Origin of the sequence: Chitinophaga niastensis (assembly GCF_003014755.1) — a bacterium.
Lineage (GTDB): Bacteria > Bacteroidota > Bacteroidia > Chitinophagales > Chitinophagaceae > Chitinophaga > Chitinophaga niastensis.
On the sequence record NZ_PYAW01000001.1, the window covers coordinates 936,826 to 963,112 of the forward strand.

The 26,287-nt window shown below is 41.2% G+C and carries 24 protein-coding genes and 1 tRNA gene; 16 read left to right on the forward strand and 9 right to left on the reverse strand.

Translation table 11 applies throughout. The annotated features are described in order from the left end of the window. The first annotated feature begins 51 nt into the window (after positions 1-51). The 9 genes from CLV51_RS04000 (at position 52) to CLV51_RS04040 (ending at position 7,957) form a co-directional block, all read left to right on the forward strand. Complete coding sequence (locus CLV51_RS04000) at positions 52-255, forward strand: hypothetical protein (RefSeq protein WP_106526706.1); 204 nt, start codon at positions 52-54, stop codon at positions 253-255. 15 nt (positions 256-270) lie between these two features. Beyond that, positions 271-636 carry a LytR/AlgR family response regulator transcription factor gene (locus tag CLV51_RS04005; protein ID WP_106526707.1) on the forward strand — a complete coding sequence of 122 codons (366 nt, stop codon included), beginning with the start codon at positions 271-273 and terminating at the stop codon, positions 634-636. Between the two features lie 143 nt (positions 637-779). Next, on the forward strand, positions 780-974 hold the full coding sequence (locus CLV51_RS04010; RefSeq protein WP_106526708.1) for a hypothetical protein: 195 nt from the start codon (positions 780-782) through the stop codon (positions 972-974). Between the two features lie 45 nt (positions 975-1,019). Continuing rightward, a complete protein-coding gene (locus CLV51_RS04015; protein WP_106526709.1) occupies positions 1,020-4,202 on the forward strand; it encodes a lantibiotic dehydratase in 3,183 nt (1,060 codons plus the stop codon). Next, positions 4,199-4,915 (forward strand): hypothetical protein, encoded by a 717-nt coding sequence (locus tag CLV51_RS04020; RefSeq protein ID WP_106526710.1) that lies wholly within the window; start codon positions 4,199-4,201, stop codon positions 4,913-4,915. Before CLV51_RS04015 ends, CLV51_RS04020 begins: the two co-directional genes overlap by 4 nt. A gap of 418 nt (positions 4,916-5,333) precedes the next feature. Beyond that, positions 5,334-6,437 (forward strand): glycosyltransferase family 2 protein, encoded by a 1,104-nt coding sequence (locus tag CLV51_RS04025; RefSeq protein ID WP_106526711.1) that lies wholly within the window; start codon positions 5,334-5,336, stop codon positions 6,435-6,437. A 61-nt stretch (positions 6,438-6,498) separates the two neighbouring features. Next, positions 6,499-6,571: transfer RNA gene (locus CLV51_RS04030), tRNA-Gly, on the forward strand. Between the two features lie 18 nt (positions 6,572-6,589). Then, positions 6,590-7,396: a hypothetical protein gene (locus CLV51_RS04035; RefSeq protein ID WP_106526712.1), complete on the forward strand. Its 807-nt coding sequence runs from the start codon at positions 6,590-6,592 to the stop codon at positions 7,394-7,396. A gap of 45 nt (positions 7,397-7,441) precedes the next feature. Continuing rightward, a complete protein-coding gene (locus tag CLV51_RS04040) occupies positions 7,442-7,957 on the forward strand; it encodes a hypothetical protein (RefSeq protein ID WP_106526713.1) in 516 nt (171 codons plus the stop codon). 216 nt (positions 7,958-8,173) lie between these two features. Here CLV51_RS04040 and CLV51_RS04045 read toward each other — a convergent pair whose 3' ends face one another. The 6 genes from CLV51_RS04045 to recD form a co-directional block, all read right to left on the reverse strand. Then, positions 8,174-9,064, reverse strand: a complete 891-nt coding sequence (locus CLV51_RS04045) for an amidohydrolase family protein (protein ID WP_106526714.1) — start codon at positions 9,062-9,064, stop codon at positions 8,174-8,176. 346 nt (positions 9,065-9,410) lie between these two features. Next, positions 9,411-10,604, reverse strand: a complete 1,194-nt coding sequence (locus CLV51_RS04050) for a restriction endonuclease subunit S (RefSeq protein WP_106526715.1) — start codon at positions 10,602-10,604, stop codon at positions 9,411-9,413. Beyond that, the gene (locus tag CLV51_RS04055) at positions 10,601-12,178 is read right to left on the reverse strand and encodes a type I restriction-modification system subunit M (protein WP_106526716.1); all 1,578 of its coding nucleotides are present in this window, start codon (positions 12,176-12,178) and stop codon (positions 10,601-10,603) included. The genes CLV51_RS04050 and CLV51_RS04055 overlap by 4 nt, the downstream gene beginning before the upstream one ends. Before the next feature lie 5 nt (positions 12,179-12,183). Then, positions 12,184-15,585 carry an exodeoxyribonuclease V subunit beta gene (gene recB, locus CLV51_RS04060; protein WP_106526717.1) on the reverse strand — a complete coding sequence of 1,134 codons (3,402 nt, stop codon included), beginning with the start codon at positions 15,583-15,585 and terminating at the stop codon, positions 12,184-12,186. Then, entirely contained in the window at positions 15,582-18,794 is a 3,213-nt protein-coding gene (gene recC, locus CLV51_RS04065) for an exodeoxyribonuclease V subunit gamma (protein ID WP_106526718.1), read from the reverse strand. Before recC ends, recB begins: the two co-directional genes overlap by 4 nt. A gap of 17 nt (positions 18,795-18,811) precedes the next feature. Beyond that, positions 18,812-20,632 (reverse strand): exodeoxyribonuclease V subunit alpha, encoded by a 1,821-nt coding sequence (gene recD, locus CLV51_RS04070; RefSeq protein WP_106526719.1) that lies wholly within the window; start codon positions 20,630-20,632, stop codon positions 18,812-18,814. Positions 20,633-20,741: 109 nt separating this feature from the next. Between recD and pth2 the strand changes: the two genes are divergently transcribed. Continuing rightward, positions 20,742-21,137: an aminoacyl-tRNA hydrolase gene (pth2, locus tag CLV51_RS04075; RefSeq protein ID WP_106526720.1), complete on the forward strand. Its 396-nt coding sequence runs from the start codon at positions 20,742-20,744 to the stop codon at positions 21,135-21,137. Here pth2 and CLV51_RS04080 read toward each other — a convergent pair whose 3' ends face one another. Continuing rightward, positions 21,138-21,344: a YwbE family protein gene (locus CLV51_RS04080; protein ID WP_106526721.1), complete on the reverse strand. Its 207-nt coding sequence runs from the start codon at positions 21,342-21,344 to the stop codon at positions 21,138-21,140. It abuts the gene before it with no gap. A gap of 316 nt (positions 21,345-21,660) precedes the next feature. Here CLV51_RS04080 and CLV51_RS04085 point away from each other — a divergent pair, with 316 nt between their 5' ends. The 4 genes from CLV51_RS04085 (at position 21,661) to CLV51_RS04100 (ending at position 24,156) form a co-directional block, all read left to right on the forward strand. After that, positions 21,661-22,377 carry a hypothetical protein gene (locus CLV51_RS04085; protein WP_106526722.1) on the forward strand — a complete coding sequence of 239 codons (717 nt, stop codon included), beginning with the start codon at positions 21,661-21,663 and terminating at the stop codon, positions 22,375-22,377. Between the two features lie 673 nt (positions 22,378-23,050). After that, positions 23,051-23,443, forward strand: coding sequence for a response regulator (locus tag CLV51_RS04090; RefSeq protein WP_106526723.1), 393 nt, complete (start codon positions 23,051-23,053; stop codon positions 23,441-23,443). Continuing rightward, a complete protein-coding gene (locus CLV51_RS04095; RefSeq protein ID WP_106526724.1) occupies positions 23,434-23,706 on the forward strand; it encodes a winged helix-turn-helix domain-containing protein in 273 nt (90 codons plus the stop codon). The genes CLV51_RS04090 and CLV51_RS04095 overlap by 10 nt, the downstream gene beginning before the upstream one ends. 174 nt (positions 23,707-23,880) lie before the next feature. Continuing rightward, positions 23,881-24,156 (forward strand): hypothetical protein, encoded by a 276-nt coding sequence (locus tag CLV51_RS04100; protein WP_106526725.1) that lies wholly within the window; start codon positions 23,881-23,883, stop codon positions 24,154-24,156. 61 nt (positions 24,157-24,217) lie between these two features. On the opposite strand, the gene CLV51_RS04105 is transcribed toward CLV51_RS04100, so the two are convergent. Continuing rightward, the gene (locus tag CLV51_RS04105) at positions 24,218-24,505 is read right to left on the reverse strand and encodes a hypothetical protein (protein ID WP_146151220.1); all 288 of its coding nucleotides are present in this window, start codon (positions 24,503-24,505) and stop codon (positions 24,218-24,220) included. A gap of 233 nt (positions 24,506-24,738) precedes the next feature. Here CLV51_RS04105 and CLV51_RS04110 point away from each other — a divergent pair, with 233 nt between their 5' ends. Beyond that, positions 24,739-25,227, forward strand: a complete 489-nt coding sequence (locus CLV51_RS04110) for a hypothetical protein (RefSeq protein WP_106526727.1) — start codon at positions 24,739-24,741, stop codon at positions 25,225-25,227. 329 nt (positions 25,228-25,556) lie between these two features. Here the strand turns inward: CLV51_RS04110 and CLV51_RS04115 are convergent, their stop codons facing one another. Beyond that, positions 25,557-25,883: a hypothetical protein gene (locus CLV51_RS04115; protein ID WP_106526728.1), complete on the reverse strand. Its 327-nt coding sequence runs from the start codon at positions 25,881-25,883 to the stop codon at positions 25,557-25,559. A 167-nt stretch (positions 25,884-26,050) separates the two neighbouring features. On the opposite strand from CLV51_RS04115, the gene CLV51_RS04120 reads away from it, so the two are divergent. Further along, positions 26,051-26,263 (forward strand): helix-turn-helix transcriptional regulator, encoded by a 213-nt coding sequence (locus CLV51_RS04120; RefSeq protein WP_106526729.1) that lies wholly within the window; start codon positions 26,051-26,053, stop codon positions 26,261-26,263. Positions 26,264-26,287: the final 24 nt, after the last annotated feature.

Genomic DNA, 26,287 nt, shown 5'->3' on the forward strand with positions numbered 1-26,287 from the left:
CTGTTGCATTTTTGTATCGTAAATCAAAGTCAATTAATCCAACAGAAAAACATGAAACATCCAGACTTTCCCCACCACCATTTGAAACTTAGCCTCGATAAAGAAATTGTGGCAAAAACAGACATCAGCACTGTTAATAACCTGAGTATAACGAAAATGATGAACTCATGGAGTGATACCACTAATAATACCCATGATACCACCGTATTCACAACCATCAACGCTCCCACACTATCCATTTCCACTGCCATATAATCCTGGTTTAATGATATGCCTTACAGATGCGCCATAGTAGACGACGAACCCCTAGCAGTGGAGTTATTGAGCAATTACCTGGGCAGCATAGATAGAGTGGAGTTGATAATGACTACAGATAAACTGCAAGGCGTAGAGCAATTAATATCGGAGAATAAGGTGGATTTAATCTTATTGGATGTGAATTTAAAGGGTGTCAAAAGAGACAGTATTAACCTGTTGCTTAGAAAAAAAAACTGTCATTTCATCATTGTTACGGCCTACCCTTTATCGTATATAAAGGATATAACAATAGGACCTGACCACGGATACCTGGCTAAGCCCGTAAGCTTCACCAGATTCCAACAGGAAGTAAAAAAAATATTAGGAATACAGGTGTAAATAGTTACTAAAACCTGCTTTTTGTCGTGATAATAATAATCTTTGTCGAAAAAAAATGCGTAAAAGCACAATAGTAAACACTTTGCACGTAGCTCCTGATTCATGATAAATAGTATAACCATTCACATTAAAAAATGAATAGCATGCTGAAGCAAATTTTTAGCCACCAGGAAAGGGCACAACACGTGACAGCGCTTTCAGGCACAGGAGGATTTATTCCTTTCAGTGAAACCGAAATGGCTGCCGTATTAGGAGGAGGGGAAGAAACAAGGCCTTATATTACAGTACAATCGGGCCACGAAGAAAACAGTACTCAGACGACCAGCGAGCTGCAATAAGCCGTTGGGGGCTAATGTAACTGTAGATTGATAAAAGCTAAAGACATGTACGACACCAAACCTTATCACCAGCTGAAAGCATTTGATTTTTATTTATTACGGGTGCCGTTATTGCCATATAGTACGCTATTATCATTACATGCCAATTGTAAGTACAATACCAATGAATTAACTGCAGCCATAAAAACTCTTTTTGTTAACCCTTTGTTGCAAGAGGCCATTTATCTTGCCAGTCCCGACCTGTATGCAACGCTGCAGCAATGGTTGCTCGGCACCGTTTCCCTTCGTTCTCAAAAAGAGCATAAATTAGCACTGACCCTTTATAAATACCTCGTAAGAATGTGCACCCGCTGCACACCTTATGGTTTATTTGCGGGATGCGCTTCAGGCACTATCAGCCAGGAGCCTACACATATTGTACTGGCTGCTGACCCTCACCATAAAGTGACCCGCCTGGATATGCATTATTTGTCGTCATTGGCAGATGAGTTACTACAGGATGAAACCATTAGCACACAATTAAAATACCATCCCAACACCAGCTTGTATCTTACCGGAGCTACATACCGGTATTACGAATACCAGCTAAAGGATAAGAAAAGACATTATTTTCTTAGCACCTTTACGAATACACCCTACCTGGAACAAATTATAGCTGCAGCCGGCAAAGGAGCCAATTTACACCAACTGATAGCGGTACTTACCAATTTGTCAATACCAGCAGCAGATGCTGCCGATTTTATAAAAACACTCATTCAAAACCAGATACTGGTATCACCATGGCATCCTACGATAACCGGCCCTGATTATTTCAGAACATTATCCACCCAACTGGAAGCCGGTACAGCCGAAACCGGCCTTGTGCAATTGCTGAAACAAATACAACACTTACTGGACCAGCCAGGTATTGGTACCGGTCAATATACTGGTATCCGTCATATCCTGCAAACGCAATTCCCTGCTATCACTGGCAAGGATGTGGTGCAGGTAGATCTTTTTTATAAAACCAGGGTCAACAACATTTCCGCCAAAACAATTGCTACCATTACCGGTCATCTGCAACAACTAACTGTATTAAACCAGGCTACTGCACCCGGTGATTTGCAAAACTTTTGTAAAAAGTTTTATCAGCGCTACGAAGAAAGAGAAATGCCACTAATGACAGTGTTAGACAGCGAGAGTGGTATAGGGTATGGCATGATTGCAGGCGATAAAACCTGTTATACCCCACTGGTAGACGACTTAGTTGTGCCCGGTGGTATGCCACCTGCACAAACAGTATGGAATGTTTATAATAAACTGGTACTCGAAAAATTTACGCTCGCCCAGAAGGAAAATGCCTACTCCATTGAATTAACGGATGCAGATCTGCAACAAATAACGCCAGTAGGTCATACGGGCAACCTCCCCGCAACGGCCTGTTTAATGGGTACCCTCCTGGCAACGGATAATACACAATTAGAGGAAGGCAATTTTCAGTTTATTATAAAATCATGCGGTGGCCCGGGCGCATTAGCCTTAATGGGTCGTTTTGCAGCGGGAGATAGTGAATTGACCAAACAGATGAAGGCATGCGTAAACTATGAACAAAGTTTATTTCCTGATAAGATAGTCGCCGAAGTAATACACCTGCCCGAAGGCCGTACCGGCAACGTATTACTAAGGCCACAACTGTATGACTACGAAATTCCTTTCCTCGGAACTGCCAGTGTGGATGAAAAATTCCAGCTATCGGTAAGCGATTTGTATGTGACGGTGAAAAATAATATCGTGATACTGCGCTCCAAAAGCCTGAACAAGGAAATTATTCCAAGGCTTACGAGTGCGCATAATTATACCCAAAGTCTGGCTATATATAAGTTCTTATGTGATCTGCAAAATCAATACGCCCCGTTTAATATACAGTGGGACTGGAACATATTTCTGAATACCTCTTTCCTCCCACGCATTAGCTACAGGCAGCTTGTATTAAAACGGGCGCGCTGGCTGTTGTTTACAAATGAATTTAATGATTTGCTGGCTACTGCATCAGCTGCGGCTTGCCTGCAGCTACTGCTGATAAAATATAATTTACCTGAAAAAGTAGTAATGGCGGAAGGCGACAATGAATTATTCCTTGATCTTTCCTGTGAGTATGCACAAGCGTTGCTGACAGATAAGTTGCAGAAGGGCGATGTCGTTTTGTATGAATCTCTGGTGAATGAAGACAACAACTTTGTGATGGGTGCAGGGGGTAGTCACTGCAATGAAATGGTAATCCCATTCTACCATACCAGTCATGAAACCCCCGTGGCAGACCATAAAACACATCAGGCAGCAGCGGTTGCACGATCTTTTACAGCAGGCAGCGAATGGTTGTATGCCAAAATATATTGCGGCGCAAAGTGGATAGATAAGCTATTAACAAAGGAATTGCTACCCCTGGTCACGGAGTTTAAACAAACCAAAATTATTACGCAGTGGTTTTATATCCGTTATCAGGATCCGGATAGTCACCTGCGGATACGCTTTAGGAACACAACAGATCCTGCATTCAGTCAGCACATAATAAGCAGGCTGAATCAGGTTTTTGAAGACTATATAACAAATGATATTGTACATAAAATACAATATGATACCTATATACGAGAGATAGAGCGATACGGGAATACGACCATTGAGCTGAGTGAGCAATTCTTTTTTCACGATAGTGAAGCAGTTATAGAGTTACTCCCTGTAATACAAACAATAGGAAATGAACACAACCGCTGGTTGTTTGCATTGAAAGGCGTAGACTGTTTATTGAACGATTTCGGCTACACCACAGCACAGAAATTATACTTATTACAACAGCTTCAGCACAGTTTCTTCCAGGAGTTTAATGGTGACGGATCATTGTTGTACCAGTTGAATAATAAATACCGGAACAACAGCAAAACTATTGACAAGGTGCTAACAGCGCCATTGCAGTCATTGCTGATACCAGCAACGGTTATTGATATATTCCATGCAAGATCCATAGCCAATAAAGCTATTAACCAACATATAGTCCAATCAGATAATCAGCAAAAGGCCGGCACGGATGGTTTGAGACACCTGGTACCGGATTATATACACCTGTTCCTAAACAGACTGTTTGTGGCTAACCAGCGGCTGCACGAACTGGTGATATATCATTATCTGTTAAAACATTACACCTCTGTATTGGCAAGAGATAAAACAAAAATGATAAATAACCCGCTATCATGATAGACAATCATACTTATCAGCATTCCTTTGAGGTGCAGGAAATAATAGGTAAAACACCTACCTGGATGGTACGTTGGGGTATCATCGCTTTTTCTGTTACCATTTGTTTACTGCTGTTATTAAGTATGTTTATCATTTACCCGGTTACTGCCCGTTACCCGGTAAATATTCTATTGGATGCTCCACTACAATATATCATACAATCCGGAAATGAAACCATTTCATTTAAGCAATCTACCGGACAAATAACAGGGAATGCCACTGTAGCTGTTGCTTTGGCTGACAATGGCCAACAGCATACTATAACAGCTGCTTATACCGGCATCATTGTGCCCATTAAATCCATAAAAAGTGATGGACCTGCCACTCCGGATACGTTAGCAATTATTATTCCTCAGAAGGCTGGCTATACATTTAATGGCAGTTTACCTGCAAGGTTGATAAAACCAAGCAGACAAGCTATAAGGGTAAAACTACTTGTGCAGGAAAACAATCTTACCGGCAACACCATTACCCTGCAAGGAGATCTTACAGAGATGTCACCTATTGCAATAAATGGCAATTGTACCTTCAGCGGGATACTGTCTCCATCGTCCAACCGGCAACTGGCCAACGATATTACTTTTACCCCTGCCTGTAAAGGCATGCTGGAAATAAAATTATCTGAAAAAAGCCTGTTCGCAACGTTTATGGAAAAGACTTTCCGGTTGTGACAGCGAGCTTGCCGGCGCTTACTGTTATAGTAATCCGGGATGCATCCCGATCGCAGCGATGTTTTATAGATTCATCCCTTACTTCATCTTCAATTTTAAACGTATGAAAAGCTTACAGACTTTGGGCAGAAGCCTAAACAGAAACGAATTAAAAAATATTGGTGGCGGAGAAAGTGCAAACATTATATGTTTATTTAACTTCTGTATGGATGATTCTGAATGCCCTCCACTGAGAAATTGCTATTGCAATCCTGATGGGGCTTGCGCAAGGAGACTCTAATATTAAAGCCGCTTTTAATTAAGCGGCTTGTTTCTTTCCGCGCTCAATAGCCTAAATTCCTGTCTCCCCAATCAAACAATCTTCCCCGTCTGCTGTTATATTCTTTATCGACCCTCTATCACCGTTAAAGAATAATAGATGCAAAATAGAATTTCATTCTGCACCGTTTGCATGAACCGGACAATGCACCTGAAAGAAACCCTGCACCGCAATATCCTCGACAATATCGGGTATGATAATATTGAATTCGTTTTACTCGATTACAACTCTAAAGATGATTTATATGACTGGGCACAAAAGGAGCTCCAGCCCTATATTGATGAAGGCCGGCTCACTTATTTCCATACAAAAGACCCGCAGTTCTTTCATATGAGCCATTCCAAAAATATGGCACTCAGACTGGCTACAGGAGATATTTTATGCAGCATTGATGCTGATAACTATACTGGTGAAGGGTTTGCAACATATATAAATGAGATATTCAATAAGGAAGAGCATGTTTTTATGGCACCTCCCCCTATTGGCCCTGGCAGAAAATGGTGGGATGTACAGGGAAGGGTATGTGTAAGGCGCGACGACTTTTATGCATTGAGAGGATATGATGAGCGGGTAATAGATTATGGTTATGAAGATAAGGATTTTAAAAGCAGGCTTGAATCTACCGGCAGGCGAAGAGTTATTATTAAAGACCAGGCATTTTTAAGGGCTATCACACATGATGACAGCCTGCGAATAGCAGACGGATTTTTTACCAAAAAATCAAAAGAGCTGTTTTTTTCAGTTGCCGGTGATAACACGTCGGAGATTATTTATTTGGATGAAAATAATGTGTTTGAAAGATTTTATGTAGACAATAATTTGTTAGTATACGAAAATGATTGCCCTGAGAAAATAGATTATTTTGCATTGAACCTGAAGAATATATACGTAGGTACATATAAACCTGAAGATAAAGGACTCCGGCTTTATAAGGAAAATGGTAAAGAGCTGCTTGCGCTGACTTATCAAACTGATGATCACCTGATTGCCAGTGATCACCGGGATTTCTATCGGGTTAGCGCTTGTCTGTTGCGTGAAAACCTGCTATTTAAAAGAGCTATTTACCGGGGGAAGAAAATTTTTTCCTATAACAAGGTTAACGGGAATATGGTGAATGGTGGTGGTTTTGGACAAGGTACCGTTTATAAGAACTTTTCTGACGTAAGTATTGACCTGGATTGCCCTACAAAATGGTTGTATTAAATTCCCTGGTGTTTGTTCCCATTGGTATCCCAATATTTTTATATCTTTAGATACTTCATTAGCGGAAGTAGCTCACCTGGTAGAGCGACAGCTTCCCAAGCTGTAGGTAGCGGGTTCGAGTCCCGTCTTCCGCTCTTTTTTTCTATTTAGATATGACCCACAAACAAATTTTAGATAAACTTGCTGCAAAGTATTTAGTGTTATCAATTGACGAAGATTTAGCAACACTTACGTTTTATGCCATGTGCTATGATAAACACCATTCAATTGATAACCAGCTTTCATACATACTTCCAAAGATTTTGCTGCGCTGGAATTGCGTATTAAATGCAGATAAAAACATCTCAGCGAATTACAAACAGAAAACAATACTTGCATTGGCTATTTTATTGCACAAGTATGGTTTTGCAGATAAACAAATCACTGAAAAGGCACTCACTGCTATCGACGACTTAAATAATGCGGTGGCTTTAAGCGATGATTTTTTCAGAAAAGCCGATGAGATAAAAGCCTTTATTAACACAACACCTGTCCCGCTTAAGAAGAAGCCAACTACCCCCGAAAACATAACTTTTTATAGGGAACAAGATGTAGTTGCCATACAATTGGATGGTAAATTTTATGCGGCTTATATTCACAAATTGACTGGCCCAAATGAAAGCCCGATTATAGAATTTTATGACGGTACTTTTGATAAAGTTCCTGCACTGGAAGAATTAGATGGATTAAACGCCAGAGGACAGGTTTACAATGACGGTGTAGCGCGCGTTTCATTATATTCCATAAGTGGGATGAAGTATTTACCAGATCTTGCCAATCAAATTCAACTGATCAGCGCTTGTGTTGAGAAGAAGCCGTCAAACAACCATCTTGCAAAATCAGTAGGATTATATGCAATGAGTGATTTGTTTGAAATACAGGATACCATCATAAAAATGTTTAATCTGGTGAAGGAATAAGACTGCGCAAAGTCATAAATGCTGCACCTGTAATTATAATTTCAAATGTCAGTACTTGAACAATTCATAAAAGATTATCAGGCCACCACTGATGATGATAAAAAAGCAGACATCATTCGTAATGAGTTTGAATATTTAAACGACAATAATAAATGGCGCTTCTTATCAGGTCTTTTGAAATCTAAATACACTTATGACCTTGTAAAAGTTGCCATTTATAGAATTATTGAGGTGGCTGATTTTGCCGATCCTGACCTTGTTGAAATTAAAGATCAGATCCTGTACAATTTAAAAGACGAAGAAGATGAATTGGTGAAGCAGTGGGGATTTAGAAGCCTGACGTGGAATTTCAGCGTCTTCCCGGACGTTATAGACTATTGTGTTGACACTGTTGAAAACGTAGAAGAAGATCTTGATGTCAGACACAATGCTTTTTCTGTTATTACAGCGTCAAAAAATAAGGAAAGGATAGATGCCCTGCACGACAGGCTTTTAAAGATAAAAGACTTTGCAGGGTATGCTAATACGTTTTATAAAGAAAGAGATAAAGACGGCCGCTAAGCACAAGCCATTCATATCATTACAAACGTCAACTTCCCTATTTTCCGGGTTTATAAAATAACAATCGCTCACCTCTTCGGTGAGCGATTGTTATTTTACAGATGAATGTCCGGAAACATGCCATCCTATTTAGTAACTGATATTTTAACGGTTTTTACATGTTTGCTGTTGTTAAACGAACAAGTGATAGGTTAAATTTTTTATGTATTCAAATACTTAGGGTTGTAGCTGTAGTAGCCTGCATGCATTCGTGTAAAATATTTTCTTTTCCTCCTCCTGGGTGAAACCCATTGCATGTACGCTTTTGATGGCAGCTAACGGGTCAAAAACCGGAAAATCTGATCCGAATAAAAACTGATCAATACCAATCTTTCTCATTGTCCATACAAGCTGATCATGGAAAGGAGAGTCGCCTAATATCGGAGCAACAGCAGATACATCAAGCCAGATATTATTTTTATACCAGGGATATTTCTTAAGTGCATCAATGGTCAGCAATTGTGGAAAATTCACCAGCCCCATGTGAGCAAATATAAATTGCGCTTTCTGGTTACCCACAGCCAGCATAATCAATTTGCCAATTTCATTCCCATCCAGCGGACTATAACTATCAAAAAGCAAAACCATATCAAGCTCACCTGCTTTATGTGCTAAGGCGGCAACTTCCGGCGCTGCTACATCAAAGCGTTGATAGTTGGGATGTAACTTTATTATTTTTACGCCCTGTTTATGCACCCGCTCCATTTCTGCAAATGCCTCCTCTCCGTCCATCGGATGTACAGAGCAAATAGGGATCAGTGAATTATATTTTTTACTCAGTGCGATCACACTATCATTTCTCAGGCGGGTATCGGCCATATTTCCCTTTTGTGCCATAGTAATAATACCAGCCTTCACAATAGATGCCGTAGACATGAAGGCCAGTACATCTTTCAGTGTATTTGTACGCTCCGTACTCATGCTATTGCTCTCTCCTTCCTCTACTGCAATATGTACATGCGTATCGATTATTTTCCCGGTATAATGTGCAGGACCCGACTGACTTTTACCTGTAAGTGCAATCAGCAATAATGATAAGCTGCATGCGTATGTAAAACACTTTTTCATTTAACAGAAATTTGATAAGATTTGGTTGATGAATAAATTTTCTTGTGTAGAATTATAATTGAAAAGAAAATGGCATTTAGAGTTGGCAAATCTAATGTACGTTTTTTATTTAATATTTTAATGGTGCCTGACCTTCGGTATCATTAACTACCTCCGGGGGCCTGTTGCCGGATGAATACGGCAATGATGACTGTTAGGGTTTTACATCCATTTTTGCCAGATGGAGCTGCCAATTTGTGCGCGACTTCTGAAACAACTTGCGGAGTGGCTATGATGAATGGCGTGTGGCTATTTTAAGTATTTGAATAAACATACATTATAAAACACTTGTAATAATGCAGGTGTTTTATATTACACGCATCTTACCGGTAAATAATTGTTGCATCAGGCCCTTCTTCATCGCCTGAAAAGATGCTTTTTTAGATTGCAGGATGGCCAGCTTTTCGTCTACCGTGCTGAGGATGGTAGCTATTTTCTCTTGTTCGGCCAGCGGAGGAAGTAATATCCTGATTTCTGCTAATGCCGATTTATTTAGCTTAGGCTGCGCCTGGCCTGTTACATATGCCAATATTGAAATGAAATTCAGGGTGTACTTTAAGAAGAATAAATTACTTCTTTCATTTGATTGCAAAATATGTGCGTGATTGTTTAGCCAAAATCGTTCGTTTACAATAAAAGCAATATCATTTTTTCTTGATTTTACATTTTCCCCATCTTCTGCAACAAGCAAATATTCTCCATCAAAAATATATTTATCGATATAATCAATGATTCCCTGTGCGCCATAATATGGATAGATTCCCTTAACATCTTCTCTGTCGGTTGATTTCAGCGCTATGCGCTGTGCATCAAGATTGGTAGTTATTTCCCCCATACTCACCACCTCCCAGCTCTCAGGAATTTTACCTAATGGGGAATCTTTAAACGTAGTATGTCCAATTCCTTTGGTTAACAACTGCTGCATTAATCCTTTTTTGAGGGCTTGTGTTTCGTTGATCCCGGAAGCTATAATGTTTAGCTTTTCCTCTACAGCACGAAGGATAGCAGCTATTTTTCTTTGTTCATCCAGTGGTGGCAGGATTATTTTTAAATTCCCTATTGCCCTGATATCTAAAAATGGCTGGGCATTCCCGGTAAAGAAGCGGTTTTGTTGTTCACTTATTAAATTTGTATTTAGAAAGAAATACAAAAATGCAGGATCGAGATTTTTTTTTGTTCTTATCCTTGGAACATTAAAACTGAAAGGTAATCCTTCCCATTGCTCATTTACAAGCAACGACATGCCGGCCGTTGCCCCGGTTCCGGCCATCAGTACATCTCCTGCTTTTAAGGTTAATTTTTTAGTTTCGGTAGTTGCTATGATATATTTTGGATCATCATGCTGAAAGTCATTGATCCTGATTAATTGTACGCCATCATCTGCATATGTTACATAGTGTGAAGCCAGGCCTCTTTTAATATCGCTTAAGGCACCCAATTTAACAACCTCCCAATCCTCCGGGATGCCACCTAATTCAGTTGTTTTATAGCCTTTCTTCATATCCCCAGCTCTTTTAGGTAGTTGGCTAATGTTTGATCAATTACCTTTTCTTTTGCCTCCAATTCCGATATGGCCGCCTTTACTTCATGCAGATTGATGGCCACTTCTATCTCGCTGGAGTTGATATACCGGCTGATGTTCAGGGAGTATTCGTTTTGGGCTATCTCTGCTATATCTACTGTGCGGGCAAACTTATCGTTTACTTTCATATTGTTGCCCAGCACAAAATGATCGTAAGTATTTACAATCTTGTTGATATGCGTATCCAGCAGTTCGTTTTGATTTTTGCCTTCTTTGTATTCATTACTGGCATCAATGATGATGACTTTATTTTTCAGATGTGCTGGTCTGGATTTACCAATGATCCAGATGCTGGCCGGAATAGTGGTATTGTAAAAGAGTGCAGCCGGCAAGCCTATAATAGCCTCTATGACATCTGCTTTCAATAACTTTTCCCGGATGGCTCCTTCTGTACCGCTTCTGAACAAAGCGCCGTGAGGCAATACCACACCGGCTTTACCATCTTTTGCTAAAACAGCCAGCATATGTTGTACAAAAGCCAGATCAGCATAGCCACGTGGGGGAATGCCAAACACGAAACGATTGTATTTATCCACAACGGCTTTAGTGTAGTTAGGCGTTATTTTTTTCTCCTTGCCATTTTTGTCCAGTTTTACTTCGTGGGTAGTTTCTGCCGGTGTCCACCACCCACTCTGGCTGAAGGGGGGATTGGCAATTACACGGTCGTATTGCCGTAGTTCATTTTTTTTGTTTTTGTGCAGAGGATCGGTAAGGGTATCACCTTTGCGCAGATCGGCGTCCATGAAATTGTGAAGGATCATGTTCATTTTGGCGATCGCCCAGGTGCCCAGGTTTTTCTCCTGCCCGTATAAGGATATGTTTATGTGATTATCTGTCTTTCCTTTCAGTAAGGCAGCAACGTATTTAGCGGATTCAATGAGCATGCCGCCGCTGCCACAGGTAGGATCGTATACGGTATTACCGGGTTGCGGCTTAATTAAGCGAACGATGGTAATAGCTACTCCTTTGGGAGTGTAGAATTCACCACCCTTTTTTCCTGCATCATCCGCAAATTGTTTAAGGAGATATTCATAGGCATCGCCTAATAAATCAGGCGTGTAAAGATCCTGGTTCTTTAAGGAGTGTTTACTAAAATGCTGGAGTAAACGTTTTAATATTTCATCGCTTAATTTTTCTTTATCGTTAAATTTGGTGGCAGTCATTACGCCTTCCAGGGTTGCGTTTTCGCGTTCTATGGCGGCAAATGCGATGTCTAATGCATTGCCAATATTTTCTGTTTTAACTTTGATGTCTTCCCAGCGGCTTTCCGGCGGCATTTTAAAATAAGTTTTCTTTTCTGCTGCTGCTCTTGTTATGTGATCTTTTTCGATGATGCGCGTTATTGCTTCTTCAAAAACATCATTGAAACGTTTTAAAAACAATAATCCGAATATATAATTTTTAAAATCAGCGCTATCAATACTGCCACGGAGTATGGTAGCGGAATCCCATAGCCAGCCTTCAAGGGTACTCAGTTTTAGTTTAGCCGTCATATAACTTATTTTGTCAGTAACGATTCCAGTAATACAATCTTTTCTATGGAGGGCTTTGTAGTGAAAATTCCATTGTTGCTTGTATTTCTTACGCCACGCACAAAGCAATAAATCACGCCACCAAACTGTGTTTCGTAATCGAAGCCAGGGATACGGCTTTCCAGGTATTTTTTTACAGCTACTGTGTAGATGAGGTATTGTAAATGATAATTGTTTTCGTTCATAGCTGCTGCCAGCGCATCTGTATCGTAGTCGGTTACGCTATTGCCGAGGTAGTTGGATTTCCAGTCGAGGATATAATACTTATCCGCATGTTCAAAGAAGAGATCAATTTTACCATTCATGATCCCTTCCAGTTCCTGGTTGCTGTATTCGGAAAAACGCCTGACATTCACTGTCAGCAGGTCATCCGACAAGCTATTGAGTGCATTGGAAGGAAATACCGGCACCGGGAAATCAAATTCAAATTCGGCCAGGCGTTTATTACGACCAATAGACCCCAGTTGAAAACGGGTACCGTCTATGTTGATAGTAGTATGAAAAACATGCTGCAGCATTTCATGTAACCTGGGCAGATAAATATCACGTTGCCCCGGTACAAAGCGGCGTATGGCCTCTTCCAGCCACTGCTCCCACTTGCTGTTATCCGAGAAGTTGATGCTCTCAAAAATAAAATGCAACAGGTTACCTGTTTTGGCGCCCCGTCGCAGGGTATTGAAAATAAAATTATCGTAAGGGTCTTCCTGTTGGAAGGAGCGTATCCGTGGCCGGTGTTCGGGCTTTGCGGCGAGCATGGTATAGCTCATCTTACGCCAGTTTTCTTCCTGTAAATGAAAATATACCGGCCCATGATGTGTTGTTATTCCCGAACGCTGAACGCTTTTCCTGTAGCCTTGTTCCGGCTTTTCCGGTGTAATGCCCTGCAGTTGTATAATATCCGGATCAGGTAGTGATTCTTTCAGCGTATCCAGAAAAGTAGTGAGCGAAGATTTTTTGTTATTTTTGAAGAGATAACATTTATATACTGCACGGGTGATAGCTACATAAATCAACCGACGATTTTCCTGTTCCAGCTGCTGCTGGTAAGTCGCCAGCTGCGTTTCGGTAAGACGATCCTTTTCTGCCAATAAATAATCGCCGGTATCGGGATCACGAAAACTTACGAACTTAGCCTTTGAGTTTTCTACAAAATCAAGGAAGGGTGCCATTACAATTTTATATTCCAGTCCTTTACTTTTGTGAATGGTTACAATGTTCACTGCTTCTTCATCACTCTCCACCCGTTGTGCGTATTCATCGCCTTCTGTGGCCATGCCGTCTATGCCTCGTTTGAGCCAGGATATAAGATCCCGCATAGATAAATTTTTGCGGCTCTGCACCTGGTGTACCAGCTCTGTAAGCTGGTATAAATTAGTGATGATGCGTTCTCCATTTGCAGGGTGAACTTCCAGCAGTGTATTACGAACGCCGAAGTCTGTAATGAACTCCATAATGGCGGTGTAGGCTCCATCCTGTTGCCAGAGGTCCCTGTATTTGCCGAAGAGTGTAATAGTTGCTTCATCGTCTAATAGCAGGATCGTATGAATATCAAAACCAGTGAAGGAGGACAGTAATGCACGATTGATGGTAGATCTGTCCGGTGTTTCCATAGCTTCCAGCAGGTGCAGCACTTGTGGGGCCTCCGGAGAATCCAGTACCTTGGCGTCGTCTATGGTGACAGCAGGGATGCCCAGTTGCGCCAGCTTATCTTTCACTGATTTGCCTTCTTTACCGGTGCGTACCAGTATCCCAATATCAGCAGGTGTGATCCTGCGGGCGCCTTTATCGTTGACTATGCGATAAGCCGAATCCTGTAGCAGCAGAGCCGCCTGTGCAGCCACTGCTTCACTGATCTGGTCTTTATTGGAGGAAGTGAATACGGTAATGGGTACTGCTTTGTGATCGCCCTTGAACAAATGGCCTTTGTTATTATCCAGCGGGCTGTCTACATTAATGTATTCAATGCTATCACTTTCTCCGGCAAAATCAAATGTATCGAAACCGGCTACTGGCTTAAAGAAGCAGTTCATAGCGGTAACCATGTTTTCTGCGGAGCGGAAATTATGATTCATGCTATATAAATGCTGCACGCCGTTGCGGGCATTAAAATAAGTAGAAATGTCTGCTTTGCGCCACGCATAGATGCTTTGCTTGGGGTCGCCGATGTAGAACAGGATGGTGTTTTGACCGAATGCTTTATCGAAAATTTCGAACTGTTGCCGGTCGGTGTCCTGAAACTCATCCACAAAAACCGCCTTATATTTTTGTTGCAGCACCTCTGTCAGTTGCGGATTATCTCGTTTCACAAGTGCATTATGGAGGTTGCTGATGAGGTCATCATAACTCAGCATATTGCTGCGTTCCTTGAATCCGTGCACGCCCTCTCCTACTTCTTTGATGGCCATGCAGCACAGTTGCCGCCGGATGGAGGCTATCAGCTCCCGGAGTGCGCTACTGATATCATTTACGCTATCTGACTGGTCTAAAATTTCCGGAAATAATTTCTGGATATAACCTGCGCTTCGCTTCTTTTCTATCTCTGCTACAAATGCTGCCGGCGTGGCAATCAGCCCTGATAGCGCTTTTTTAGCATGTGTATTTGATTCACAGGTGTTCCTGAGATCCGCCGCGTTGGCAGTGATATAGCTATGAAGCGATTCCTGTGCCTGTAGCTCTTTTGCTGCCAGATCATTTAATATGGTTATCCAATCATCCTGTTGTGAAAGGCTGATGTCGTAGTTGTCATCTTCATTAAATCCGATATATTTTTTCCCGCTGAGATGTTCCTGCAATACTTGCTGGATATCGGTTCTCATCTCTTCATACCAGATCTTTTCCAGCAATGCGATTGGTAGCGTGGTTACATTTTTACGCCAGAATTTATTGAGCTCATCTTCAATAACAGGCGTTATATCCGGCACCATCTCCGCGCCAAACAGCTGGTTGGTTTCAAATGCAAACTCATTCAACGTTTGCTGACAGAAGCTATGGATGGTAAGTACGGCTGTTTCATCCAGCAGCAGTATGGCATCGCGAAGCTGTTGCTGCACGGGAGTGGGATTATCGAGGTCAATAACATTCAGCACCACATCCATGATGTTTTCATCTTTGATGGGTTGTCCCATGCTCACTTTATACGCCTGACGGATAAATAAACGAATACGTTCTTCCAGCTCAGCTACAGCGGCTTTGGTAAAGGTTACCATCAGAATTTCTTTGATGGAAAGCTTTTGTTCCAATATTAACCGCAACACAAGAATAGCAATAGAATAAGTTTTACCGGTACCTGCACTGGCCTCAATGAGGTTACTGCCTTCCAGTGGTACTGTAGCCGCTTCAAACTTTTTATATTTATCTATATCAATCATTTTCCGTTTTCTGTTTTCGCGTAATAAGCAGGGAAAATCTCTGCCAGCGGTGCTATCAGTAGCTGGCAAATATTTTTGTAAGCTGCCAGCACTGCTGCTTCATCAAAATATCCTTTTTCATATTCCTGCATGATATACAGATCAGATGATGGATATTGATAATTATTCAACTTGTTATCAATCATCTTTTCAAAACTACCAACATCCAGTGTGAGCAGATCTTTAGGTGTTGTTTCAAAATCAGGATAAAATGGAGCTATGCTATTAAAGCCTGCTTTATATACTTTGATAATTTCATTTAATCTTTTATAGGCTTCTTCCTGCGTCAATGGCAGGGAGAGAAAGGCATCCTCTTTTTTGGCACCTGAAATAAAATACATGCCGGAAAACGCGCCTGCGGCTGCTCCCGACAGATAACGGATATACGCTTCTACCAGGTACTTACTTTCATTTTTAGACCAGGACACCTGTATGTAGTTATCGTCGAATATATGATTGATAATACCTTTCAACAAGCTGTTATCAATATTCAGTTCAATGGAAACGCGTTTTTCCGGAGCCCCCTGTGTGCATGCTTTATACAGATTACGTACCGGCATCACCATGCCTTCTACCTGGTGAATGGCTACTGCAGCCATATTGCTGAGTGGTAGCTCTCCTTTTTTTACCAGCACTGTTTGCATGGCCTCCGCATCAATATTGGTTACCGGAAGTAATTTGTTTTTAACAGACCATTGCTGCAATTTATTCAGACTGAAAATTTCTGTTTCGCTTAATAGTATTTGTTCATCATTGTAATAGATGCCCAACACTTTGTTGTAATACGCTTTGAAAGGATTTTTAAAGAAGCTCACCAGTTCATCTACCGTGATTTCTTCAAAAGCAAAAGGATCTGTTATCTTCTTTGTATTGATAACAGATTTTTTAGCAATAAGGTTCGTATTCAGATAACTAAAAAGACGCTTGTTATTGACTGCATATTTACGGCTGAAGCCCTGCAGGGGCTGATGTGTAACCAGTTGACTGCGCACTATTTCCGGAGATGTGGTGCCGGCTTCTATATAATCTATCAACTCATCTACCAGGGCAGACGGAGGCAGTATCGTATTATCTTTCGCATTTTTACCTACGTAGCTGATGTATAAATATTGTTGGGCAGATAGTACTGTTTCCAGGAAAAGATGTTTATCATTTTCTTTCACGTTACGATCGCCGCGCTGCCGGTTTTGCTCCATAATATTGAAGCTGGATTTATTTTCACGACGGGGGAACTTGTCGTAGTTAAGCCCCATTAACGCCACTACTTTAAAAGGAATACTACGCATGGGGATGAGTGAACAAAAGGTAATACCACCGTTCACAAAAAGTCCTGCCCGTGTGGTGCCCGTGAGGGTTTCCAGGAAACTATGACTAAATACCTCAAACGCTACTTTATCACTCATGAACTCATTCAGTGCATTGTAGGTGGTGAGTTCTTTCATGAGTGTGGTATAATCCTCATCAATTTCTTCCAGTGGCTCATATACGAGGTTGTGCAGTACACGTTCTGTATATGCTACCCATTCTACAATACTGCGTGGGCGCTGCCTGTCGAGGATAGATGAAATCAGCACTTCTGCAAAATGACAAAAACGGATGGTTTCATGCGCATCGCTACCTTCCAGCATATCCAGCGGGAAGAAGCTGTCGCTACCTTCTCCGTATTCTTCTTCCCCACTCATACAAATGCCAAACATGATTCGTTGTAATCCATAACGCCAGCTTACAAAACGGGTCTGATCTTCTATATTACCATCTATCCCGAAACGAATATTTGCGGCTTGTACTATGGAACGTATGCGTACCGGGTCGTGCAGCGCAAACCGGTTGCGGATATAGGAAAAGTCCAGCAGCTGCATCACTGTTTCTGCTTTGAAATTTTCCTCATTCATGGTCAGGATAGCATGGAGGGCATTAAAGAGGTTATCGTTATCGGTATAACTTTCATCTGCAATAGTATACCTGAACTTATAAGGTGCGTTGTTGAATACTGCTTTGATATAAGGTGCATAAGCATCTATATCGCTTACCATGACTACGATGTCGCGGGGCGAAAGGGCTTCCTGTCTTTGATCTACCAGGTGTACCAGGTGATTGTACAACACTTCCACTTCGCGGGCTACCGTATAACAGGCGTTGATGATAATGGAGCCATCTGTAACATCTTCGCTGCTTAGCGGATTTCTTTCTGTAGTAGCAGCAGAAAAAATATCATGTTGAATTTTATGCAGTAGATTATCCGGTGTTGGTTCTTCGATGCCACTTTCTTCATAAGCGTTTATAAAAGCATCATAAGCAAAGAAAAGTCCAAAGCTATTTTGTATCACTTTTCCCCAGCCTGTCAGCAAAGCATTACCTGCATTGGTTTCGGAGAGGTCTTTTAATTCCTTTTGCCGCCACCGGGCCAGTTGTTTTTCGTTGCGGTCTTCAAACCAAAATACGACCGGTGCCGGGTTGATGATATGAAAGTATACATCAATGAAAGCAGACAGCTCATGTAAAATTTTTACGTGATAAGCCGTGATGATAGATAAGCCAAACAAATGAATAGCAGGCATCCTGGCGGGCAGTCCAGATTTATGGCCATTGGTGTGCAACGCGTCGAGGATAAAGTTTCCTACGATGGTTTTATCTGGCAGGGCGCCACCGGACAATAGCTTCACTTTTACCCACAGCCATTGCTGCCATTGGGCAGTAGCTAATGCCGATGCATCTGTATTGGTCCATTCCTGGATCATTTCCGGGCGATATACCTGGTACTGATCAAATAGATCCGCTACTTTTTCGGCCAGGGCCATGCGCTTTAAGTCGCTCTCAGGGCCGTTATCCACATAATAATCTGCTACTGTAGGATATTTTGCAATAAATTCTTCCTGTCCCAGCAGCTTGAATACCAGCCAGCTGAGGTTTTGTGGTGAAAGGACTTCTGTATAAGGTCCGCCCAGAATAATGTATAGCTGATGCAGTAAATCGTTGGGTTTCATGAAGCGGCAATTGGCCGCAATACCCAAACGTGATGCCAGCTGGAGTTTCAGCCAGTTGTTCATCCCTTCTGTTTGGGTAATGATATAATGTGGTTGAAATACACTGTTGCCCGCATCCTGCAGGTTTTGTGCTAATCCTGCAGCAAGACTATTCAGTGAATTGGAAACCTTGAGAAACAATGCCATTGCTTAGTACGTTTTATTTAATTCCCTGCCGTTTCATCTTCTTTAAAACGTGCTGCTATGCCTGATGCTCTTTCCACAAAACGCTCTGCTGCCAGGAGTATTACCTCAGTAGCACCCTGCACATATACTTTTTGTTTAGCGCGACTCACTGCGGTGTACAATAATTCCCTGGTGAGAATAGGTACATCGGTAGCATCCGGTAGTACCACCAGTACTTCTCCGAATTCAGAGCCCTGACTTTTATGAATGGTCATGGCAAAAGCGGTTTCTGCCTGGGTGAGATAGCCGGGCAGCACAGCTTTCAGCGCTCCGCTGCTGTCTTCAAACCAGGCCATTAATACCCCGTTTTTATCGGCCCGTATAATGCCTGTATCGCCGTTAAATAACCCATGCTCATAATAGTTGCGGGTAAGAATAACAGGACGGTTCTCATAAAATTCTGCATTTGCCAGCAGGAGCTTTTTATCGTATAAATATTTTTCAATGTGCTTGTTGATGGCGTACAATCCTTGTGGTCCCTCCCTGATGGCGGTGAGTACGCGTTGTGCATTCAGGAGTTTGAGTGCCGTAGCAATATCTTTCTCTTTAATAAAAGAAGCATAACCGGCAATAAATCCTTCAAACAATTTTATTGAAGCAGATGGGTCGATGATAACCTGTTCATCTGCCGAAGGCTTAAAAAATTCTTTAATCACCGCTACATTATTCGAGATAACGGCCCTGCTGAATTTGCCGATGCCGGTATGCCCGGTGAAACGATGACTGCGTCGCAGTTCCACCAGGTGCTGAAATAATGGATGATGGTAATCGTTCCGCTCCTGGCTGGCCGGGATGCGACGGTGAGCATCATCAATAAACTGGTTGATAAATTGTATGCGCTCCGCAGAGAACAGGTTCAGGCTTTCCTGCGCCTGACAAAGGTCCCCGAACAAACTACCGGCTTCAACGGAAGCCAGCTGGTCTTTATCACCCAACAGGATGAGGCGTGTATGTGGAGGAATAGCATCCATGAGTTTGGCAAACAGCGCCACATCTATCATAGAGCATTCATCTACAATTACCACATCGTAGTTGAGGGGATTGTCTTTATTATGCCGGAAGTAAGGGCTATCCCTCACCGACTTCAACAACCGGTGAATAGTGGACGGTTGCAGGTGTTGGAATTTTTCCGCAACTGGTGCAGCTACTTCAATGGTGGTATTGCGCAGGCTCTCAGCCATGCGGGCGGCAGCTTTACCCGTAGGTGCTGCCAGGGCCACTTTCAAGCCGGGATCGGTTGCAAAAAGGATGGCGAGGATTTTAGCTACTGTGGTAGTTTTTCCTGTGCCTGGTCCGCCGGTGATAATTGTAAAGTTATTTAATACGCCTGTGATAGCGGCTGCCAGCTGCCAATCTGTTGGATCATTACCATCATTTGTAATGGTGGCAGCGGCAAACAGCTTGCTGATCAGCGTTTGCTGGCTTTGCAATAAAGCTGTTCTTTCCGGCAGCAGTGTTTTTTCTACTGCCAGAAATTGTTTTATGCGTTGAAGAAAATGTGTCTCGTATCTGAAATATCGTTGAAAGTATAGTCTGTTCTGATAACACACAAAAGGCTGCATATCGTTGCCATGCTGGCCTACCAGGGGGATAGCGGCGAGTGCGCCGGCGCCGTTTTCCGGTTTGTCGTAATAGGGTGGCAATACGTCCTGTTCTGCTTGTATTTTATCAAGATGCAGACAGATATGACCTTCACTCAGTTTTTTGGACAACAAGTAAGCATAAGGCTTCAGTGCCGGTACATCAAAATACTCGGCAAACTGCTGGTGTACATCGTTCAGGGTGGAGAGGTTTCGCATTCTTAATAATACACTTGAAAAGATCAAAGTACGACATTTTCCGCGTGATCTGAAAGGGAGAATACTGTTATATTGTTTTTAGTAAATTAGCGGCTCAAATAGATTGTATATGTCATCCAGGATAGTAAAGCAGGTAATAGTGATGCGCAAGGATCTTAATATGCGTAAAGGTAAAATGATAGCACAGGGCGCGCATGCTTCCATTGCGTTTCTTACGCGTCACGCTACCATCGACGGGCATACGTTACAAACGAACTTAAGGAATCCGGAAGAAGTAGCCGAATGGATGACGAAGGGGTTTACAAAAATTTGTTTATCGGTAGATTCAGAGGATGACCTGGACCGCATTTACCAACAGGCCATTGAAGATGGGCTGAATGCTACGCTGATCACTGATTCCGGGCTAACGGAATTTGGTGGTGTACCTACAAAAACATGTTGTGCGATCGGACCTAATTCAAATGAGGAGATAGACCGGATTACAAAAGATTTGAAATTGCTGTAGTTAATCTTCTTCCGTAACATTTATTTCCGCTACGCGGCCTACTTGTCCATCTTCCAGTCTAACCTTGATACCACGTGAGTGGTAAGGTGCTGAAGTGAGGATATCCTGTACAATACCGTATGTCAATTTATTGGTGCGCTGGTCTTTCTTCAGGATGATGGCTACTTCCAGGCCAGGGTATATATCGCTTCTGTTACGTCCGTGCATATTTGTTGATATTAGAAAAGAGTCAGCCGCAAAGCTAACTCTTTTCTGAAAATTTATTTAGAGATGAAGATTTGTATGAGTTGATCAATCAATACACCATTTCCGCTTCCGCGCTGAGCTATCACTTTTGCAATACCAACTGATGAGTTATCGAACGCCAAAGCTATAAGCGCTTAATGTCAGTTTCGTTGAGATATGGTCAGGGATACTACCTAAAAACTTAGATTCCCTGGTTATAGTTTAATTTCTTACCTTTTGATTGATTGTTTCCTCCTATTAAGACTCCCCAAAATTCTTAAACTTTAAAAAGCTCCCCATGAAAAAGTTTATTCTTTTTACGTTGCTTATTCCGCTGATGGGAATGGGACAAAAGAATGTTCTCAATGCAACAAGAGTTTTTCCAAAAACAGACAAGGTTTTAGAGTTCGAAAAAGCATTAATGGCTCATGCGAAGAAATACCACAAAGGCGATTGGTCATGGCGGGTATATGACATTCAGTCGGGGCCCGATGCCGGAGGGGTCCATATTACAGAGGGACCAAGCAGTTGGGAATCTCTTGACTCACGAGGGAACCTTGGTGCTGAGCATAATACTGATTGGAATAAAGCGGTAGCTATTTACCTTACTGACAGAGGCTCATCTGCCTATTTTGATTACAATGACTCGCTTAGTACTGTAAAACTCTCCGATTGGGCTGATAAGATTGTGATTAATCACATGTATCCCAAGCCAGGCATGATTGGAGATGTAATGGGCCTCGTAAGCAAATTAAAGAAAGTGTGGATAGAAGGGGATGAAAGTGTTGCCGTTTACCAGGCAAATAGTTCTGGTGGGCCGCAGATTATAACTGTAACCAGGCTTAAGAAGGGCTTAAAAGAATTAGCCCCCACGTACAGGAAACCACTTCCTGAAAGGTTTAATGCGATCTATGGGGACGGTTCATGGGATCATTTTCTACAGGATTATGCAAAATGTGTTGGAAACCGGTGGAGTGAAATCCTTATTTATCGTCCTGAGCTGAGTTCAAAATAAAATAGTTGTTTACGGTCTTTAGGTTATAGGAGGAGACAGGACTCGAATCTGCATGCTTGTTTTTTAAGTTTTAAGTACAAATAAAAAGCCCCGCAAGAGATTGCGGGGCTTCTGTTATATCGAATTTGTTGTTTCAGCTATTATAACATGCCCTGTTCCGTGTGGAGCATTGCAAAGAAGTGGATGAAACTTTAGTACTTCCAAATATTTTTTATAACCAGATAAAAAAGTAAATGTGATGTGCGATCATTTTTACTATTATTTCTTTCATTTTATCAGATGATTTTTTATGCTTTATAGGTGATCAAATTCTTAAGTAAAATTGGCGATTCTTAATACTTTCCTATTAAATATTTGCTTAACATCTTGTTAACTACAACCTCTTCGTTTACATTTCATTTACATTTCAAAATATTAAGGATTAGCAACTTAGATATTTCATAAACTTCTAAAACTTTGTTTAGATTCCATTGTATTTCAAAGAGAAAATATCAAATTTACATTTTGAGTTACAAAATAATTCCTGGGTGTTTCTGTTGATATTTGGTGTTGCATTTAACCTGGAATATCAGTGATTATTATCATCCTCATTATTTACTTTATTAGTTTCAGAAAACATCTTTTTGAATGCATTGGAATAATTATTCACCCCCATTTAATATTAAACAATCTGATGAAACACACCATTCTTCATGCGGATGACGATACCATGTTCTCCCGTATGGTTAAGCTAGTTTTGGAACAAGGCGGCTTTGAAGTGCATAATGCGTATGACGGAGAAAGTGCCTGGATGCTTTTTAATAAAATGAGTTTTGATAGTTGCCTCCTGGATATAAGGATGCCTGGTTTAAATGGAATTGATCTGGGAGAAAGAATAAGGAATGCTGATAAGGAGGTGCCTATTATATATTTATCCGGGGAAGATCCTGTGCTGGTTGAAAAAGAAGTGTTTGGGAGAGGCGGTGGTAATGGTTACGTCAGCAAATCTTTCAGGATGAAGGATTTAAAGACCCTGTTAAATAAGCATCTTGACATTCACCAAAAACAATTTAAAAAATGGATATGAGTTATAAAAATAAAATGCCTGAATTTAAGTTGGAGGAATTTATTAGACCACTTACGCCTACCGAAGGTAGATTATTTCGTACTTTATATAGAAACCACGGGAGGATAGTGCTCAAGGCTGATATTTTTGAAGAAGTATGGGGATGGGAAGCACAAGACTCTTTGTATGTTTATATAGGAAGATTAAAGAAAATTCTTAAGCGGTATCCCCATTTGACTATCGAATCAATTTCCCGTAAAGGCTATAGATTAATGATAAAATAGCAGCTATGAATTAACCTTTAATTTGAATGCATGAAAGTAATTTTTGCAAAACTAAAATGAACAAAATAGTTTGAGTTCCTAATCATTTATTTGCCTATATTCGTTACATATCTTCTAAACCCAAAGAAGAGCCGTTAACCGTAACCATATTTTTTACTTCTAAAAACAAATATCATGAAACTCCACAGAACATTACATCATCCGGATGGTGGGCGTTCATTAGCTGATTATGAAATAAGAGATGACAGGATTTATACTACGGTACACCACGCCAGTGGTTCCAGTGCTTTGCCATGGTTTGAAATAAGGGAAAATAAGGTGTATCCTACCGATCATCATCCGGAAGGCAGGAGTGCATTTCCATGGTTTGAAATCAATGGCAATAATATCACGCCGTCTGTTCATCATCCAAAAGGATCAGACGGGATGCCCTGGTATCAGATCCAATAAACCCCTGCGATATTTCAGTAGAACGCCCGGTCTTGTTGCTGGGCTTTTTTGTTTCCCTATGTCATTTTCTGATCATCGAAATAGCTACCAGTATAACGATGATGCTAAATACAAACAGTTGGGTCCCCCTGTAGATTCGGGTATCTATTTTATCACTGTTAGTTGGCCACCACACGCCAATAAGAAAAGCAATGAATTGCGTTGGGAGTATGGCTATAAAGGGAATGAGCCAGATATAAATAGAAGATAAAGCACGGGTTACAGATCCCTGGTGAAGAACTACATAGACCAGTAAGGTAACCAGATAGATAATGTAAATAACAGATAGTTCTATTAGTCTTTTTCTCATAGTGGGCATAAGGATGGTGCACTGTAAGCTAATAATTATTGAGTTGTTTTTTATGTTTTTTTGAGAGATATTATTGCTGTGGATATAAGAATGTTGGATATGTAAAAATTTCGAATTTATATTCAATGAATGAAAATGGTTTTATAATTATCAAAATGAACAAAAAGGTCTTTTCGCCCCTGCCCTCTTTCTCCTACATTCGCCCATATTTTCATCACCAAAACTGATTTCTTATGGGAACCCAAAACCAAATTTCCATTGTCATCCCGGCGGATGTATTACAACAATCATTTGAACACCTGCAGGCGGTAAGTAAATTGTTACAGCCTTATCTTCATGCCTTAACGAGCACTGATCGCCAGGGGTTGGCGAAAATGGGAGATAAAACCATTCCTTTTGTATCCAAGAACCTGGATTACAGCAAGAGTAATCCTTATTTCACTCCTGCTTACATGGATGTAACTGAGCTGGAAAAAGACCTCAATATAGCTGCTGGTCTCACTCCATTGTTGCGCATATGTGAGCAGCTTGCCAGCAACCTGGATGACACCATTATGCTGAGCGGCAGCGAAGCTTATGTAGCGGCATTGGCTTATTACAACACTGTAAAACAAGCCGCCAAGATGAGTATACCAGATGCAAAACCCATTTTCGAGGATTTACAGCAGCGTTTTCCGCGTACATTAAAAGCAAAAGTACCTAACGAACAAGCTGGTAATTAGTATTTTATATAAGGTGGCGGCCAGGTTTTAATGGCTTCAAGGGGTAAATAGCTCTTGAAGCCCCTTTTTACCTGGCAATTTTGACCTTTGGGGTCAACACGCTTACTTCTTGACTACCTATTTGATACTAAAACATACAAGCGTTGACCCAAAACATCCAATTTTTATCTTCTGCTGTCAAATCAAGATGTTTTTAGCAGGTAAAATCGTTTACCCCAAAGCGATTTTGACCTTTCAGGTCAACGCTTGTATGTTTCAGGTCAAAGTTTTGAAGTCAGCACTCAAAGCTTGTCGTTAAAAGGTTGGTGCGCTAACTGCTGCCGTTAAAATCAGGAGGCCAATACTACCAACTCCCTGTTTTCCCCAATCAGTTGCTGGCTTGGTAGTTTTGTGAAACTAAGTATATAATTAGCGTCCAATAAACGGAGCAGTTCATTATAGAGTAAAAGCAAATCAGCCCGGTTTTGTGCGTCCTCGTATTGGGTGTCTTCTGCAGCCAATGTTTCCGAAAGCCACAGCCATAATATTTGGCGTGCAGTAGCAGGTGGAAATAGCTCACAGAAGCGGTCCACAGCGAGCATGGGATCAGCAGATTCCTGCGCGTTAAGGTGAGAATAATGAAAGAAAGGTGTTGTGGATAGTTGCGAGGTTTGCATAACAATAGATTTTTATGGTTTAAGTCAAATTTACATAAAAATATCAGTATAAAGGCTATTAAATGCAGTAATTAATTTAAAAATATATATATAAGGGCTATTTTGTAGAATCATAATGAGAATTATTCTGCATAAATTGATGAAAAATATGCTTTTAAAGCCTTTTTATGAGTGATAAAGTATTCAATAGAATAAAAGCAGTATTGGCTGAAAAAGGCAGAGCAAATAAGTGGTTAGCTGTGGCTGTGGATGTTAATATAAACACTGTGTCTAAATGGTGTACTAATAAAATACAACCTTCTGTTGAAACATTATTTGAGATTGCTGAGGCGCTGGATGTGGAGGCGCGGGAGTTGTTGGTGACCAGGAAGAAGTCATAACTGCTGTTTATTTTTTAGAATGAT

What these genes read in the sequence shown, in the direction of transcription:
- CLV51_RS04000 (WP_106526706.1), top strand. Translation starts at nt 52, where the DNA reads ATGAAACATCCAGACTTTCCCCACCACCATTTGAAACTTAGCCTCGAT.
- CLV51_RS04105 (WP_146151220.1), bottom strand. Translation starts at nt 24,505, where the DNA reads ATGAGAAAAAGACTAATAGAACTATCTGTTATTTACATTATCTATCTG.
- CLV51_RS04040 (WP_106526713.1), top strand. Translation starts at nt 7,442, where the DNA reads ATGTCAGTACTTGAACAATTCATAAAAGATTATCAGGCCACCACTGAT.
- CLV51_RS04020 (WP_106526710.1), top strand. Translation starts at nt 4,199, where the DNA reads ATGATAGACAATCATACTTATCAGCATTCCTTTGAGGTGCAGGAAATA.
- recC (WP_106526718.1), bottom strand. Translation starts at nt 18,794, where the DNA reads ATGGCATTGTTTCTCAAGGTTTCCAATTCACTGAATAGTCTTGCTGCA.
- CLV51_RS04010 (WP_106526708.1), top strand. Translation starts at nt 780, where the DNA reads ATGCTGAAGCAAATTTTTAGCCACCAGGAAAGGGCACAACACGTGACA.
- CLV51_RS04035 (WP_106526712.1), top strand. Translation starts at nt 6,590, where the DNA reads ATGACCCACAAACAAATTTTAGATAAACTTGCTGCAAAGTATTTAGTG.
- recB (WP_106526717.1), bottom strand. Translation starts at nt 15,585, where the DNA reads ATGATTGATATAGATAAATATAAAAAGTTTGAAGCGGCTACAGTACCA.
- CLV51_RS04090 (WP_106526723.1), top strand. Translation starts at nt 23,051, where the DNA reads ATGAAACACACCATTCTTCATGCGGATGACGATACCATGTTCTCCCGT.
- CLV51_RS04005 (WP_106526707.1), top strand. Translation starts at nt 271, where the DNA reads ATGCCTTACAGATGCGCCATAGTAGACGACGAACCCCTAGCAGTGGAG.
- CLV51_RS04095 (WP_106526724.1), top strand. Translation starts at nt 23,434, where the DNA reads ATGGATATGAGTTATAAAAATAAAATGCCTGAATTTAAGTTGGAGGAA.
- CLV51_RS04050 (WP_106526715.1), bottom strand. Translation starts at nt 10,604, where the DNA reads ATGAAGAAAGGCTATAAAACAACTGAATTAGGTGGCATCCCGGAGGAT.
- CLV51_RS04115 (WP_106526728.1), bottom strand. Translation starts at nt 25,883, where the DNA reads ATGCAAACCTCGCAACTATCCACAACACCTTTCTTTCATTATTCTCAC.
- CLV51_RS04110 (WP_106526727.1), top strand. Translation starts at nt 24,739, where the DNA reads ATGGGAACCCAAAACCAAATTTCCATTGTCATCCCGGCGGATGTATTA.
- CLV51_RS04055 (WP_106526716.1), bottom strand. Translation starts at nt 12,178, where the DNA reads ATGACGGCTAAACTAAAACTGAGTACCCTTGAAGGCTGGCTATGGGAT.
- CLV51_RS04080 (WP_106526721.1), bottom strand. Translation starts at nt 21,344, where the DNA reads ATGCACGGACGTAACAGAAGCGATATATACCCTGGCCTGGAAGTAGCC.
- CLV51_RS04025 (WP_106526711.1), top strand. Translation starts at nt 5,334, where the DNA reads ATGCAAAATAGAATTTCATTCTGCACCGTTTGCATGAACCGGACAATG.
- recD (WP_106526719.1), bottom strand. Translation starts at nt 20,632, where the DNA reads ATGCGAAACCTCTCCACCCTGAACGATGTACACCAGCAGTTTGCCGAG.
- CLV51_RS04085 (WP_106526722.1), top strand. Translation starts at nt 21,661, where the DNA reads ATGAAAAAGTTTATTCTTTTTACGTTGCTTATTCCGCTGATGGGAATG.
- CLV51_RS04045 (WP_106526714.1), bottom strand. Translation starts at nt 9,064, where the DNA reads ATGAAAAAGTGTTTTACATACGCATGCAGCTTATCATTATTGCTGATT.
- pth2 (WP_106526720.1), top strand. Translation starts at nt 20,742, where the DNA reads ATGTCATCCAGGATAGTAAAGCAGGTAATAGTGATGCGCAAGGATCTT.
- CLV51_RS04120 (WP_106526729.1), top strand. Translation starts at nt 26,051, where the DNA reads ATGAGTGATAAAGTATTCAATAGAATAAAAGCAGTATTGGCTGAAAAA.
- CLV51_RS04100 (WP_106526725.1), top strand. Translation starts at nt 23,881, where the DNA reads ATGAAACTCCACAGAACATTACATCATCCGGATGGTGGGCGTTCATTA.
- CLV51_RS04015 (WP_106526709.1), top strand. Translation starts at nt 1,020, where the DNA reads ATGTACGACACCAAACCTTATCACCAGCTGAAAGCATTTGATTTTTAT.